The following is a 14897-nucleotide window of genomic DNA, read 5'->3' as shown; positions in this document are numbered from 1 at the left end:
ACCGGCTACGGAGCGGCCAAGCCCGCCGCGACGAAGTCGCGGCCAGTGTCACTGCCCCTAGGATGGCACTGTCCACCAGTCCATTCAGAAACGGGTTCGAGACTCATGTCCGCCATAACCCGCGATGAGGTCGCTCACCTCGCCCGGCTGTCCCGGCTGGCGCTGGCCGATGAGGAACTCGACCACTTCGCCGCCCAGCTCGACCAGATCGTCGGCGCGGTGGCCCGCGTCGCCGAGGTCGCCACCGCCGACATCCCGCCGTCCTCGCACGCGCTCCCGCTCGTCAACGTGTTCCGTCCCGACCAGGTCGCGCCCAGCCTGACGCCGCAGCAGGCGCTGTCCGGCGCGCCCGCCGTCGAGGACGACCGTTTCCGCGTGCCCAGGATCCTCGGGGAGGAAGCGTGAGCCTCATCCACCAGACGGCGGCGGAGCTCGGCCGGCTGATCGCCGCCGGGGAGACCTCGGCCGTCGAGGTCGCCCAGGCGCACCTGGACCGCATCGCCGAGGTCGAGCCCAAGGTCCACGCCTTCCTGCACGTCGACCCCGACGCGGTGCTCGCGCAGGCCCGCGCGGTGGACGAGCGGCGCGCGGCCGGCGAACGGCTCGGCCCGCTGGCCGGGGTGCCGATCGCGCACAAGGACGTGTTCACCACCGCCGACATGCCGACCACCGCCGGTTCCAAGATCCTTGAAGGCTGGCGCCCGCCGTACGACGCGACGGTGACCCGCCGGCTGCGCGAGGCCGGCCTGGTCATCCTCGGCAAGACCAACCTGGACGAGTTCGCGATGGGCTCCTCCACCGAGAACTCCGCGTACGGTGTGACCCACAACCCGTGGGACCTGAGCAGGATCCCCGGCGGTTCGTCCGGCGGCGCGTCCGCGTCGGTGGCCGCCTACCAGGCGCCGCTCAGCACCGGCACCGACACCGGCGGCTCGATCCGGCAGCCCGCCGCCGTGACCGGCATCGTGGGCATGAAGCCCACCTACGGCGGCTCCTCCCGGTACGGCCTGATCGCGTTCGCGTCCTCGCTGGACACGCCGGGCCCGTTCGCGCGCAACGTCCTGGACGCGGCGTTGCTGCACGAGGCGTTCTCCGGGCACGACCCGATGGACTCCACTTCCATCGACGCTCCCGTGCCTCCCGTCGTCGAGGCCGCCAGGCAGGCGTCCGTGGACGGGCTGCGCATCGGCGTGGTGAAGGAGTTCGGCGGCAACGGCTACCAGCCCGGTGTGCTCGCCCGCTTCCAGGAGGCCGTCGACCTGCTGGAGTCGCTCGGCGCCAAGGTCGTCGAGGTGTCCTGCCCCTCGTTCACGTACGCGCTGCCCGCCTACTACCTGATCGCGCCGTCCGAGTGCTCGTCCAACCTGGCCAGGTTCGACGCCATGCGCTACGGGCTCAGGGTCGGCGACGACGGCACCCGCAGCGCCGAGGAGGTCATGGCGCTGACCCGGGCCGCCGGGTTCGGTCCCGAGGTCAAACGCCGCATCATGCTCGGGACGTACGCGCTGTCCAGCGGCTACTACGACGCCTACTACGGCTCCGCGCAGAAGGTCCGCACGCTCATCGCGCGCGACTTCGACGCGGCGTTCCAGCAGGTGGACGTGCTGGTCTCGCCGACCACGCCGACCACGGCGTTCCCGATCGGCGAGCGGGCCGACGACCCGATGGCCATGTACCTCGCCGACCTGTGCACGATCCCGTCCAACCTGGCGGGCAACGCGGCCATCTCCGTGCCGTGCGGCCTCGCCGACGAGGACGGGCTCCCCGTGGGCCTGCAGATCATGGCCCCCGTGCTCGGCGACGACCGCTGCTACCGCGTCGGCGCCGCTGTCGAGAAGGCGTTCGAGGACCGCTGGGGCGGCCCGCTGCTGAAGGAGGCTCCGGCCCTGTGACCGAGACGCTGATGCCGTACGACGAGGCGCTCGCGCAGTACGAGCCGGTCCTCGGCCTGGAGACGCACGTCGAGTTGGGCACCGCCTCCAAGATGTTCTGCGGCTGCCCGACCACCTTCGGCGCGCCCCCCAACACCCACGTCTGCCCGGTCTGCCTGGCCCTGCCCGGCTCGCTGCCGACGGCCAACGCGACCGCGATCGAGTCCACCATCCGGATCGGCCTGGCGCTGAACTGCTCGATCGCCGGCTGGTGCAGGTTCGCCCGGAAGAACTACTTCTACCCGGACATGCCGAAGAACTACCAGATCAGCCAGTACGACGAGCCGCTGTGCTTCGACGGCTACCTGGACGTCGAGGTGGACGGCGAGACCGTGCGGATCGAGATCGAGCGCGTGCACCTGGAGGAGGACACCGGCAAGTCCACCCACGTGGGCGGCTCCACCGGGCGCATCCAGGGCGCCGACTACTCGATCGTGGACTACAACCGGGCGGGCATCCCGCTGGTCGAGATCGTCACCAAGCCCATTCCCGGGACCGACCGGCTCGCGCCCGAGGTCGCCCGCGCGTACGCGACGGAGCTGCGGGAGGTCATGCGGTCGCTCGGCGTCTCCGACGTGCGCATGGAGGAGGGCTCCATGCGGTGCGACGTCAACGTCTCGCTGATGCCGCGCGGGTCCTCCGAGTGGGGGACCAGGACCGAGACCAAGAACGTCAACTCGCTGCGCAGCGTGGAGCGGTCGGTCCGCGGCGAGATCGAGCGGCAGGCCGCGATCCTCGCCGCGGGCGGGCGCATCATCCAGGAGACGCGCCACTTCCACGAGGACACCGGCCTCACCACGTCCGGACGCTCCAAGGAGGAGGCCCAGGACTACCGGTACTTCCCGGAGCCCGACCTGGTGCCGATCGAGCCGGACCCGGAGTGGGTGGCCCAGCTCAAGGCCGAACTGCCCGAACTTCCTTCTGTACGGCGTCGGCGGCTGCAGGCCGAATGGGGCGTGTCCGACCTGGACATGGCGGCCATGCACAACGCGGACGCGATCTCGCTGGTCGAGGCGACCGTGGCGGCGGGGGCGCCGGCCGCGGACGCGCGGAAGTGGTGGATGGGCGAGCTGGCCCGGCGCGCCAACGAGGCGGGTGTTCCGCTGGCCGAGCTGGCGATCACGCCGGGGCAGGTGGCCCGGGTGACGGAGCTGGTGGCGTCCGGGGCGCTCAACGACAAGCTCGCTCGGCAGGTGCTCGAAGGGGTGCTCGCCGGGGAGGGCTCGCCGGATGAGGTCGTCGCGGCTCGGGGGCTGCAGATCGTCAACGATGAGGGCGAGCTGTCGGCGATCATCGATGAGGTGATCGCGGCCAATGGGGACGCGGCGGAGAAGATTCGCGGGGGGAAGATCGCGGCTGTGGGGGCGCTCGTGGGGGGCGTCATGAAGGCCAGCCGCGGCAAGGCCGACGCGGGCCGGGCTCGCGAGCTCATCCTCGCCAAGCTGGGCGTAACGGAGTAAACCTTGGGTGCTCGCCCTCCGGTTGGGGGGCGAGCATCCGGGTGTTCGGCTTGACGCGTTTCATCTGGAGCCCTCGACTGCACCTTCCACGTGGAGCTTGGCGTTCAGCCGAGTGCCATGGATTCCGGGATTCTCCCACCCACCCACCCCTATTGCCGCTGTGCGGCGCGCTCACCGGGTGGGCATCCGAGCGGCATGCCGACCCGCAGCCGCTTGCCAGATGAGGTCCTCCGGTTGATATGCCGATGCAGCGATGTTTGCGGGATTCTCCCACCTGCCCACCCCTATTGCCGCTGTGTGGCGCGCTCACCGGGTGGGCATCCGAGCGGCATGCCGACCCGCAGCCGCTTGCCAGATGAGATCCTCCGGCTGATATGGCGATGCAGCGTGTTTCCGTGGTTCTCCCACCCGCCCGCTTGGCCCTCCATCTGACGCCCTGGCTCCACCTCGCGGATTTCTGGGTACGGGCTCGTTTCATGCCCCGACGTCGGCGTTCCGTTTTGGCTCCCTGAGCCTCTTGAGCTCCGTGGTTCTCCGTTCGGGTCCGTGAGCTCCGTGGTTCTCCCGCCCGCCCACCCGTTTCGAGCTGGCGCTCAGCCCGGCATCCGCATCTACGCCGGGTAGGAATCCCGGCAACCGTGCAGGTTGAACGGTGAGGTTGGGCAGCGCCTCCCGGCGGGAGCCGTCGTTCACAAAGACCACTTTCCCGGAGGGAACCACTGCTCGCGATGAGGGGAGCCCTTCAGCCCGGCGGGCGATGGCGATGACCGGCCGAGCGCCAGCTCGAAACAGGGTGGGTGGGTGGGGAGAACCACCTCGAACTTCGCATAGCGATCAATAAGTCCCCCAGAACTCCCGACGAAGCCACCCCCAAAGGGCCAAACCGCGCAAGGAGTGTTGACGGGGGTTTGGGGGACTTGACGGGGTAGATGACAACTAGAAGGACTTGATTTTGTGACATATCCAGAAGAGGGTGCTTTAGGGTTAACTGAAGGGTGATTCCCCTGAGCCGGAGGAGAGCGAGGCGTGCGGAACGCCGGTGCGTCCATCGACCCGCCGCCGAACCCGGCCGCGGCGGCGGCACCCGTTCCTAGACGACGACACCAGTCACGCCCCGCACACAACCTCCCCCCAGGCGTGACCTCGGACATCTTCGGCAGCCGCCCCCTCACGACCACCCAGCCCACCCAGGAGAACGAGCTCCCGCCCCCCGCGACGGTAGAGCCCTGGCCGATGGCGAGCGCGAAGTCCAGCGCCGCCCCCCCTCCGGAACTCTCCCCGGAACCCGAGGAGCCGACTCTCCGCTGGTGCCGCCTCCTCGCCATCACCCTGCTCGTCATGATCGTCCTGGTCTACGTGGTCCCCGCCGGTTTCATGACCGGCCGCGTTCTCCCCGGCACCACGATCCTCGGCCTGGACATCGGCGGCCTCACCCCCGACCAGGCGGAGGCGCGATTACGCGCCAAGATGGCCGGCCACATCGCCACCGCCATCGTGATCAAGCAGGGCCAGCAGCGCGTCAGCATGAACCCCGAGAACAGCGGCCTCTCCCTGGACGTGCCCGCCACGATCCGCTCGGCCCCGGCCGGCTTCCCCAGCCCGTTCGAGGTCTGGCAGGGCATCACCGGCCAACGCGAGATCGAACCCGTGATCGCGGTAGACCGCGCCAAACTCCTCAACGTGATCTCCACCGACGTCGCCGCCGAGTTCGAGAAGAAGATGGTCGAAGGCGGCGTGCACTTCGACGGCATCCGCCCGGTGGCGGTCGAGCCACGGGCCGGAACCGCCATCAATGTCGAAGAGCTCGCCCTCGACGTGCGGAAGGCGTACCTGAGCGCGGATCTGATGGTCGAAGTGGAGACCAGGACGGTCCGGCCGACGGTCACCAGGTCCGGCGTGGCCGAGGCGATCACCTGGGCCCGGCGGGCGATGGCCAGGCCGCTGACGCTGGTGACGAAGGACGGGCAGATCGTCCTGACCCAGGACCGGGTGGCGCCTCATCTGGTGTTCTTCGCGAACAACTCCGGCGGCCTGGACGTACGCTTCGAGGGCGCGGAGGCCGTGCGCGAGCTGAGCCTGGTCTCGCCGGAGCTCGCGCCGAAGAACGCCACCTTCGACACCTCCAGCGGCCGTCCGGTCCTGGTGAAGGCCAGGGCGGGCCGCGTCGTGGACGTACCGGAACTGGACGCCGCCGTGATCGAGGCGCTCGGCCCCGGCGGCGGCCACACGGTGAACGTCCCCCTGATGACCGCCCAGCCGGAGCTGCGTGACGACGAGGCGGCGCAGCTGGGCGTCGCCGCGGAGATCGGCTCGAACACGTCGGAGTTCGCGTGCTGCCCGCCCCGGGTGGGCAACATCCAGACGGTGGCCCGCCTGCTGGACGGCAGCGTCGTCAGACCGGGCGAGACCTTCTCGCTGAACGCCGCGACCGGACGCCGCGAGGGCATGCCGGGCTACTCGGGTTCGGTCGAGGCGGTCGAGGTGCGCGGCAAGCAGGGCCGGGACGTGGCCGGCATCTCCCAGTTCGCCACCGCCATGTACCACGCGGTCCTGCTGGGCGGCCTCGAAACGGTGGAAGCCACCCCGCACGAGAGCTTCATCCCCCAGTACCCGGCCGGCCTCGAAGTCGCGATCTCCTACCCGGGCCCCGACCTGCGCTGGCGCAACGACTCCCCGTACGGCGTGCTGATCCGCGCCACCGCCACGGACAGCTCGGTGACGGTTGCCCTCTGGAGCACCGACCGCTACGACGTCGAACTCAAGCAGTCCGCCCGCTCCAAGATCGTCCCGGCCACGAGCGTCCAGGGGCCCGAGGTGAACTGCGTCTCCCGTCCTGGGGCCGACGGTTTCACCATCAGGACCACCCGGACCAGCACCCCCGTCGCCGGTACCCAGGGCCAGCCCAAGACGGAGAGCGTCACCACCACCTACCGCCCCCAGCAGGCGGTGGTGTGCCCACCGTCGGACGACTGATCAGGAACAGCTCAGCGGGTGGGGACGATCAGGATGCGGTCGTCTCCGGGACGGGGATCGCCGCGCCCGTCCAGGTTGCTGGTCGACGCCCAGAGCGGCCCGTCCGGTGCGGTGGCCACCGCGCGCATCCGGCCGAACTCGTCCACGTAGCGCGCCACCGGCTTGCCCGCCGTGCCCTGGTCGGTCACCGGAACCTGCCAGAGCCGCTGCCCGCGCAGCGCCGCCGCCCACAGCGACCCGTCCGCGTACGCCAGCCCCGACGGCGACGCCTCGTCGGTGGACCACGTCACGATGGGGTTGATGTACAGGTTGTCGTCGGAGACGCCCTCCACCTCCGGCCACCCGTAGTTCCCGCCCGGCTTGATGAGGTTGATCTCGTCGTAGGTGTTCTGGCCGAACTCGGCGGCGTACATGTTGCCCGCGTCGTCCCACGCCAGGCCCTGCACGTTCCGATGCCCCATGCTCCAGACGAGCGTGCCGAACGGGTTCTCCGGCGCGGGGGCGCCCTGCATGTCCATCCGGAGGATCTTGCCGCCGAGCGACTCCTTCTCCTGGGAGAGGCCCCGGTCGCCGACCTCGCCCGTGGCTGCGTACAGGAAGCCGTCGGGGCCGAACGCGAGCCGGCCGCCGTTGTGGTTGCCGCCCTTCGGGATGCCCTGCACGATCGTCACGGGATCGCTCAGCCGCTGGTCGTACGCGTACCGCACGATCCGGTTGTCGGCCTCGGCCGTAAAATAGACGAAAACATAGTGATCTTTATCGAACGTGGGAGACACGGCGACCCCGAGCAGGCCGCCCTCTCCGGCGGGGGAGACGCCGTCGATCCGGCCGACCTCGCCGGCCTGACCCGCGGCCGTCACCCGCATCAGGCGCGCCGTGTCCCGCTCGGTCACCAGCGCGTCCCCGCCCGGCAGGAACGCGATCGCCCACGGCACCTCAAGCCCTTCCACCAGCGTGCGCGGAGCGCCCGAGGGCGCCACCGGCGTCACGCTCGCCACCGTCGGCGGCGCCGCGTCTCCCGGCGCCTGCGCGGTGTCCACCGCGGGAGCGGCCGAACACCCGGCGACGAGCGCCGCCGCACCCACCCAGCTCAGTCTCATGATTGCTCCCTCCTGTCCCACCCCATACTGTCGCTTCCGGCGAAAGGTTCCCTAAGGTTGTCAGCTGTGAAGATCTGGATCGCCCCCCAAGCGGTCGCGGCAATACCGTCCGACCTGCCTGATATCGAATTCTCGGTCTACGACGGAACCAGCGAGCCGCCCGGCGTCGAGGACGTCGACGTCTGGGTGCCCCCTCTCGTACCCGTGCCGGACATCCCCGAACTGCTCTCCCGGATGAAGCGGCTGCGGCTCATCCAGACGGTGACCGCGGGCGTCGAGCCGTACCGGCCGCATCTGCCGGAGGGTGTGGTGCTCTGCAACGCGCGCGGCGTGCACGACGCGGGCACGGCGGAGTGGGCGATCGGCGCGATGATCGCGGTGCTGCGCGAGTTCCCCGGCTTCACGGCCGACCAGCTGGAGGGCCGCTGGCGTTACCGCCACACCGGCGTGCTCGCCGACTCCACCGTCCTGATCGTCGGGTACGGCTCGATCGGCGAAGCCCTGGAACGCCGCCTGGCCGGTTTCGAGGTCGAGGTCATCCGCGTCGCCCGTACGGCCAGGGAGGGCGTGCACGCCGAGTCCGAGCTGCCGGACCTGCTGCCGCGGGCGGACGTGGTGGTGCTGCTGGTACCCGCCACCGCGGCCACCGCCGGCTTCGTGGACGCCGCCTTCCTGGCCAGGATGAAGGACGGCGCGCTCCTGGTGAACGCCGCCCGCGGCTCGGTGGTCGACACGATGGCGCTGGTCGCCGAGCTGAACGCGGGACGGCTGCGGGCCGCCCTGGACGTCACCGCCCCGGAGCCGCTGCCGGAGGGACACCCGCTCTGGAGCGCGCCCGGCCTGTTCCTCACCCCGCACGTGGCCGGGAGCACGCCCGCCTCCAACCGCCGGGCGGTCGAGCTGGTCCGCGCCCAGCTGCTGCGTTTCCGCGCCGGAGAACCGCTGGTGAACGTGATCAGCGGGCTCTACTGACTTCGGTTACTGAACACGGCGTCTAGTGAGAATGGTTCCGGACCGTGCCTGCCCCGTGACCTCGGGTCCGTAGCGTTGCTCAGTGACGAGAACGTCTGACGGATTTCTCGTCGATCGCGCGGATCCCTGTTATCAGATCGGTGACGACTGGGCCGTTGGCGTCATGTCAAGAGCCGCCGCCGCGCAAACTGGCGATGTGACCGGATGTAAAGGGCGACGAGCGTGAACGGCAGGAGGGACCCGAGGGTCTCGCTGATCGCCGCGGCCGGGCTCGGCGCGGCCGTGATCGCCGCTGCCCTCATCGCGGGTGGATCGGACACCGCCGTGACGGCCGTCGCGGGCCTGGTGACCGGCCTGCTCGCGGCCGTCTCCCTGGTGGCGGCCGCGACCAGGAGCGCGAGCGCGCAGCGCGGTGAGGCCGTCGCCTGGCGCTGGCTCGCGGGCGGCGCGCTGACCTGGCTGTTCGGCATCGGCGTGCGCCCGGTGGCGGCCGGCACCTCGTTCGTGCTCACCTTCGCCGACCTGCTGCTGCTGGTCGGCTCCCTGCTCCTGATGATCGGCTGCTGGCTCACCGCGGTGCCGCCGCCGCAGCGCCGCGGCGCGTTCCGGCAGGCCACCGAGGCCTACCTGGGCGCGGCCTCGATCTTCGCGATCACCTGGGCGGTGCTCCTCGGGCCGATGGCCGAGCGGGCCGAGGACGCGGGCGCGTTCTACTCCACGCTCGCGCTGCCGGTGCTCTGCCTGCTCGCCGCCTGCGCGGTCGCGCCCAGGGTGGCCGTCTCCCGGGCGGCCAACCGCGCGGTCGGCCTGGCCGGGCTGCTGGTGCTGGCCGCCATCACGATGGCCGAACTGGCCACCGCCGTCACCCGGCTGAACGGCGAGCAGTCGCCGAGCCTGGTGGCCGGTCTGGTGGCGCCGGCCGCGTTCCTGCTGCTCGCGGTGGCGCCGTGGATCGAGGAGGGCTCCCGGGGCAGGCTCCCGGCCCGGCTGCGCGCCGCCGCGGCCCCGCTGCCGGTGGTCGCCGCCACGCCGTACGCGCTGGTGGCCGCGGCGACCGTGGTGGTCGGCGCGGACGTGTTCGCCATGGGGCCGGCGCTCACCGTCGTGGTGGCCTCCGTGCTGGCCGTGCTGCTGGTCCGGCTGATGGCCCTGATGCTGTCGGCGGACGGCCTGCGCAACCAGGTGGCCATCAGCGAACGCCAGCTCCAGCAGCTGGCCGCCGACACCGGCGACGTGGTGCTCATGTGCGACCACGAGGGCACCGTCCAGGAGATCAGCGCGGGCGTCGAGGAGACCTACGGCTACGACCCGGTCGAGCTGACCGGCAAGTCGATCTTCGACTACCTGCACCCCGAGGACGTGCCCGGCATCCAGTCCCAGCTCCGCCGCATGATCGAGGACGAGAGCCCGCAGCGGTACGGCACCTGCCGCATCGAATGCCGGGTCCGTGCCGCCGACGGCACCTGGCGGCCCACCGAGTCGGTGGCCACCCGCCACGTCCGCCGCGAGGACCTGGTCCTGGTCACCACCAGGGACGTCAGCGACCAGGTGGCACTCCGCAACCAGGTCACCCACCTGACCTTCCACGACGGGGTCACCGGCCTGCCCAACCGGGCCTACTTCGAGGAGCGCACCCGCGACGTGCTGCCCCGGGCCAGCCGCCCCGCTGTCATATTCCTGGACCTGGACGGTTTCACCGGCGTCAACGACTCGGTGGGCCACGCCAGCGGCGACTACCTGCTCGGCCAGGCCGCCCGGCGGCTGCGCGCCGCCGTACGGGCCGACGACACACTGGCCCGCTGGGGCGGCGACGAGTTCGCCGTGCTGCTGGAGTCCGGCGGCGACGCGCAGCTGGCCGTGGACCTGGCCGAACGCTTGGTACGCGCGGTCTCCTCGGAGCCGTTCCGGGTGGCCGACCGGGACATCGCGCTGACCGCCAGCGTGGGCGTCGCCTTCGCCGAGGACGAGACCTCCGCCGGCGACCTGCTCCGCAACGCGGACGTGGCCATGGCGCGGGCCAAGGGCCTCGGCGGACGCCGGGTGGAGGTGTTCGCGGCGCACATGCACGCGGACGCCGTACGCCGCTTGGAGATCGCCGCGGACCTGCAGCGGGCCCTGCTGGACAAGCAGTTCGCCATCGAGTACCAGCCGATCGTGGATCTGGCGGGCAACCGGGTGACCGCGGTGGAGGCGCTGGTGCGCTGGTGCCGCGGGGGCACGTTCGTACCGCCGGAGCAGTTCCTGGACGCGGCCGAGGACACTGGCCTGATCGTGCCGCTGAGCGAGTGGATCCTGACCGAGGCGTGCCGCGAGGTGGCCAGCTGGCGGGCCTCCTCCTGGGACATCGGCCTGTCGCTCAACCTGTCCAAGCGGCAGATCACCGCGCCGGGCTTCGTGCAGACCATCTCGGCGGCGCTGGCCGACAGCGGGCTGCCGCCGAGCGCGCTCACCCTCGAAGTGATCGAGGAGATGCTGGTCGAGGACGCCGGCGACACCGTCGACAAACTCTCCGAACTCCGCGAACTCGGCGTACGGCTGGCCATCGACGACTTCGGCACCGGCTACGCCTCCCTCGCGTTCCTCCGGCAACTCCCGGTGGACATGATCAAAATAGATCCCTCGTTCGTCTCCGGTCTGGGCCGGGACGAGACGCTCACGCTGCTCACCCGGACCATCGTGCGCCTCGGGCACGACCTCGGCCTGACCGTGGTCGCCGAGGGCATCGAACGCCCCGAGCAGCTGCAACTCCTGCGTGAGATGGGCTGCAGCCGCGGCCAGGGCTACCTGGTGGCCCGCCCCATGGGCGCCGACGGCGTGCACTCCCTGATGCGCACCAACCTCCCCAGCCTCCAGAACACCGCGTGACATCGGCCGCGCCTCCGGCACGGCCGAGCGACACAAGTGGTTTCGAATAATGAGATTGCTGTCCCAGATGATTTGACGCGGCGGCGGTCTTTCGGACAAGGTGGAGCCATGCATCGCAGTGGGATTCTCGTAGTACTTCGCAGGCGCGCAGCCTGACGAGGTCCTCAGTCCTGCGCGCCGCCCCAGCTCCGCCCAGCGGACGGGGCATTTTTTATGCCCAGCCATCACACAAGACACGCTCAGCCACATGAGGAACGAGCCGATGACCGAACAGATGACAGGTGCCCAGGCCCTGGTGCGGGCGCTGGAGCACGTCGGGGTCGACACGGTGTTCGGGATCCCGGGCGGCGCCATCCTGCCCGCGTACGATCCCCTCTACGACTCGACCAAGGTCCGGCACGTGCTCGTACGGCACGAGCAGGGCGCCGGCCACGCGGCCGAGGGTTACGCGCAGGCCACCGGCAAGGTGGGTGTCTGCATGGCGACCAGCGGCCCGGGCGCGACCAACCTGGTCACGCCGATCGCGGACGCGTACATGGACTCGGTGCCGATCGTCGCCATCACCGGTCAGGTGGCCTCGGCGGCGATCGGGACGGACGCCTTCCAGGAGGCGGACATCTCCGGCATCACCATGCCGATCACCAAGCACAACTTCCTGGTCACCGACGCGGCCGACATCCCCAGGACGATCGTGGAGGCCTTCCACATCGCCCAGACCGGCCGGCCGGGCCCGGTGCTGGTGGACATCTCCAAGGACGCCCTCCAGTCCACGACCACCTTCACCTGGCCGGTCACCATGCAGCTGCCGGGCTACCGCCCGGTCACCCGTCCCCACTCCAAGCAGATCCGCGAGGCGGCCCGGCTGATCGCCGAGTCCCGCCGCCCGGTCCTGTACGTCGGTGGCGGCGTGCACAAGGCCGGCGCCTCCGCGCAGCTGCGCGAGCTGGCCGAGCTGACCGGCATCCCCGTCATCACCACCCTGATGGCCCGGGGCAGCTTCCCCGACAGCCACCCGCAGCACCTGGGCATGCCCGGCATGCACGGCACGGTCGCCGCGGTCGGCTCGCTCCAGCGCAGCGACCTGATCATCGCGCTGGGCGCCCGCTTCGACGACCGGGTCACCGGCCGGCTGGACACGTTCGCGCCGCACGCCAAGATCGTGCACGCGGACATCGACCCGGCCGAGATCTCCAAGAACCGGCACGCCGACGTGCCCATCGTGGGCGACTGCCGCGAGGTCATCACCGACCTGATCGCGGCCGTCAAGGCCGAGGGCCGCAAGGGCGACTACGCCGACTGGTGGAAGGCCCTCAACGCGCTCAAGAGCACGTACGCGCTGGGCTACGAGCGCTTCGAGGACGGCACGCTGGCCCCGCAGTACGTGATGGAGCGGCTCGGCGCCATCGTCGGCCCGGACGCCTTCTACGTGGCCGGCGTGGGCCAGCACCAGATGTGGGCCTCCCAGTTCATCGGCTACGAGCGGCCGGGCGCGTTCATCAACTCCGGCGGCCTCGGCACGATGGGCTTCGCCGTGCCGGCCGCGATGGGCGCCAAGATGGGCAGCCCGGAGAGCACGGTCTGGGCCATCGACGGCGACGGCTGCTTCCAGATGACCAACCAGGAGCTGGCCACCTGCGCCCTGGAGGGCGTGCCGATCAAGGTCGCGGTCATCAACAACGGCAACCTCGGCATGGTCCGCCAGTGGCAGACGCTCTTCTACGGCGAGCGGTACTCCAATACGAATCTGCAGGCGACGCGCCGGATCCCGGACTTCGTGAAGCTGGCCGAGGCGTATGGTTGCGTCGGTCTGCGCTGCGAGCGGCCGGAGGACGTGGACGCCACGATCCAGAAGGCGATGGAGATCAACGACGCGCCCGTCGTGGTCGACTTCGTCGTCCACGAGGACGCCATGGTCTGGCCGATGGTCGCGGCCGGCACCAGCAACGACGAGATCAAGTACGCCCGTGACATGGCGCCGAAGTGGGAGCACGAGGACTGATGAGCCGCCACACCCTCTCCGTTCTGGTGGAGAACAAGCCCGGCGTGCTGGCCCGGGTGGCCGCGCTGTTCAGCCGTCGCGGCTTCAACATCGACTCGCTGGCCGTCGGGCCCACCGAGCACGACGACATCTCCCGGATGACCATCGTGGTCAACGTGGAGGCACTGCCCCTCGAGCAGGTCACCAAGCAGCTCAACAAGCTGGTGAACGTGCTCAAGATCGTCGAACTGGACACCGGCCAGTCCGTGCAGCGCGAGCTCATGCTGATCAAGGTCAGGGCGGACGCGGACTCCCGCAGCCACGTCCTGGAACTGGTCAACCTGTTCCGCGCCCGCTGCGTGGACGTGGCGCCGGACGCGGTCACCATCGAGGTCACCGGCACGGCGGACAAGCTGGAGGCGTTCGTCCGCGTGCTGGAGCCGTTCGGCATCAAGGAACTCGTGCAGTCGGGCATGGTGGCCATCGGCCGCGGTGCCCGATCCATCACCGACCGCTCACTCCGGGCGCTCGACCGGACCGCCTAAGAGAACCCGAAAGGTTTATCCACAGTGACTGAGATCTTCTACGACAACGACGCGGACCTGTCGATCATCCAGGGACGGCACGTCGCCATCCTCGGGTACGGCAGCCAGGGTCACGCTCACGCGCTCAGCCTGCGCGACTCCGGCGTGGACGTGCGCGTCGGCCTGCCCGAGGGCTCCAAGAGCCGCGAGAAGGCCGAGAACGACGGCCTCCGCGTGCTCACCCCCGGCGAGGCCGTCGAAGAGGCCGACCTCACGATGATCCTCGCGCCGGACCACATCCAGCGCCACCTCTACGCCGAGCACGTGGCGCCCAACCTGGTCCAGGGCGACGCGCTCTTCTTCGGCCACGGCCTCAACATCCGGTACGGCCTGATCGAGGCCCCCGAGGGCGTCGACGTCGCCATGGTCGCCCCGAAGGGCCCCGGCCACCTGGTCCGCCGGCAGTACTCGGCCGGCCGCGGCGTGCCCTGCCTGGTCGCCGTCGAGAAGGACGCCAGCGGCGACGCCTGGCAGCTCGCCCTGTCGTACGCCAAGGGCATCGGCGGCACCCGGGCCGGCGCGCTCAAGACGACCTTCACCGAGGAGACCGAGACCGACCTGTTCGGCGAGCAGGCCGTGCTCTGCGGCGGCGTCTCCGAGCTCATCAAGGCGGGCTTCGAGACCCTGATCGAGGCGGGCTACCAGCCCGAGGTCGCCTACTTCGAGTGCCTGCACGAGATGAAGCTCATCGTCGACCTGATGTACGAGGGCGGCATCCACAAGATGTACTGGTCGGTCTCCGACACCGCCGAGTACGGCGGCTACAGCCGCGGCCCGCGCCTGGTCAACGCGGAGACCAAGAAGGAGATGCGCAAGATCCTCGACGAGATCCAGTCGGGCGAGTTCGCGCGCGAGCTGGTGGCCGAGTTCGACGGCGGCCAGGGCCAGTTCAACAAGTACCGCGAGGAGCTCGCCGCGCACCCGATCGAGAAGACGGGCGCCAAGCTCCGCCCGATGATGAGCTGGCTCCAGAACGAGCAGTGACACACTGGCCGATCCTCCGGATCGGCGGGCTTGGCCGCCGGGGAGCCGGC

The 14897-nt window shown here is 70.4% G+C and carries 10 protein-coding genes; 9 read left to right on the top strand and 1 reads right to left on the bottom strand.

The window, feature by feature from the left end; all coding sequences use genetic code 11:
* The first annotated feature begins 105 nt into the window (after positions 1 to 105).
* The 4 genes from gatC (at position 106) to Aph01nite_RS39250 (ending at position 6364) form a co-directional block, all read left to right on the top strand.
* The gene (gene gatC, locus Aph01nite_RS39265) at positions 106 to 405 is read left to right on the top strand and encodes an Asp-tRNA(Asn)/Glu-tRNA(Gln) amidotransferase subunit GatC (RefSeq protein WP_204046165.1); all 300 of its coding nucleotides are present in this window, start codon (positions 106 to 108) and stop codon (positions 403 to 405) included.
* A complete protein-coding gene (gene gatA / locus Aph01nite_RS39260) occupies positions 402 to 1892 on the top strand; it encodes an Asp-tRNA(Asn)/Glu-tRNA(Gln) amidotransferase subunit GatA (protein ID WP_204046164.1) in 1491 nt (496 codons plus the stop codon). Before gatC ends, gatA begins: the two co-directional genes overlap by 4 nt.
* A gap of 11 nt (positions 1893 to 1903) precedes the next feature.
* Complete coding sequence (gatB, locus tag Aph01nite_RS39255; protein ID WP_239162320.1) at positions 1904 to 3391, top strand: Asp-tRNA(Asn)/Glu-tRNA(Gln) amidotransferase subunit GatB; 1488 nt, start codon at positions 1904 to 1906, stop codon at positions 3389 to 3391.
* Positions 3392 to 4528: 1137 nt separating this feature from the next.
* Positions 4529 to 6364 (top strand): VanW family protein, encoded by a 1836-nt coding sequence (locus Aph01nite_RS39250; protein ID WP_204046163.1) that lies wholly within the window; start codon positions 4529 to 4531, stop codon positions 6362 to 6364.
* A gap of 11 nt (positions 6365 to 6375) precedes the next feature.
* Here Aph01nite_RS39250 and Aph01nite_RS39245 read toward each other — a convergent pair whose 3' ends face one another.
* Positions 6376 to 7464, bottom strand: coding sequence for a PQQ-dependent sugar dehydrogenase (locus tag Aph01nite_RS39245; RefSeq protein ID WP_204046162.1), 1089 nt, complete (start codon positions 7462 to 7464; stop codon positions 6376 to 6378).
* Positions 7465 to 7530: 66 nt separating this feature from the next.
* Between Aph01nite_RS39245 and Aph01nite_RS39240 the strand changes: the two genes are divergently transcribed.
* The 5 genes from Aph01nite_RS39240 to ilvC all read left to right on the top strand — a co-directional run bounded on the left by Aph01nite_RS39240 (position 7531) and on the right by ilvC (position 14847).
* Entirely contained in the window at positions 7531 to 8436 is a 906-nt protein-coding gene (locus Aph01nite_RS39240; protein ID WP_204046161.1) for a 2-hydroxyacid dehydrogenase, read from the top strand.
* Between the two features lie 222 nt (positions 8437 to 8658).
* Entirely contained in the window at positions 8659 to 11301 is a 2643-nt protein-coding gene (locus Aph01nite_RS39235) for a putative bifunctional diguanylate cyclase/phosphodiesterase (protein WP_239162318.1), read from the top strand.
* A 223-nt stretch (positions 11302 to 11524) separates the two neighbouring features.
* Positions 11525 to 13300 carry an acetolactate synthase large subunit gene (locus Aph01nite_RS39230; protein ID WP_275419358.1) on the top strand — a complete coding sequence of 592 codons (1776 nt, stop codon included), beginning with the start codon at positions 11525 to 11527 and terminating at the stop codon, positions 13298 to 13300.
* Positions 13300 to 13824: an acetolactate synthase small subunit gene (gene ilvN, locus Aph01nite_RS39225; RefSeq protein WP_204046159.1), complete on the top strand. Its 525-nt coding sequence runs from the start codon at positions 13300 to 13302 to the stop codon at positions 13822 to 13824. Before Aph01nite_RS39230 ends, ilvN begins: the two co-directional genes overlap by 1 nt.
* Positions 13825 to 13848: 24 nt before the next feature.
* The gene (gene ilvC, locus Aph01nite_RS39220; protein ID WP_204046158.1) at positions 13849 to 14847 is read left to right on the top strand and encodes a ketol-acid reductoisomerase; all 999 of its coding nucleotides are present in this window, start codon (positions 13849 to 13851) and stop codon (positions 14845 to 14847) included.
* Positions 14848 to 14897 lie beyond the last annotated feature (50 nt).

It is taken from the genome of Acrocarpospora phusangensis (assembly GCF_016862995.1).
GTDB classification, from domain to species: domain Bacteria; phylum Actinomycetota; class Actinomycetes; order Streptosporangiales; family Streptosporangiaceae; genus Acrocarpospora; species Acrocarpospora phusangensis.
The sequence above is the reverse complement of the archived record's forward strand: the minus strand, read 5'-3'. Positions and strand labels throughout refer to the sequence as shown.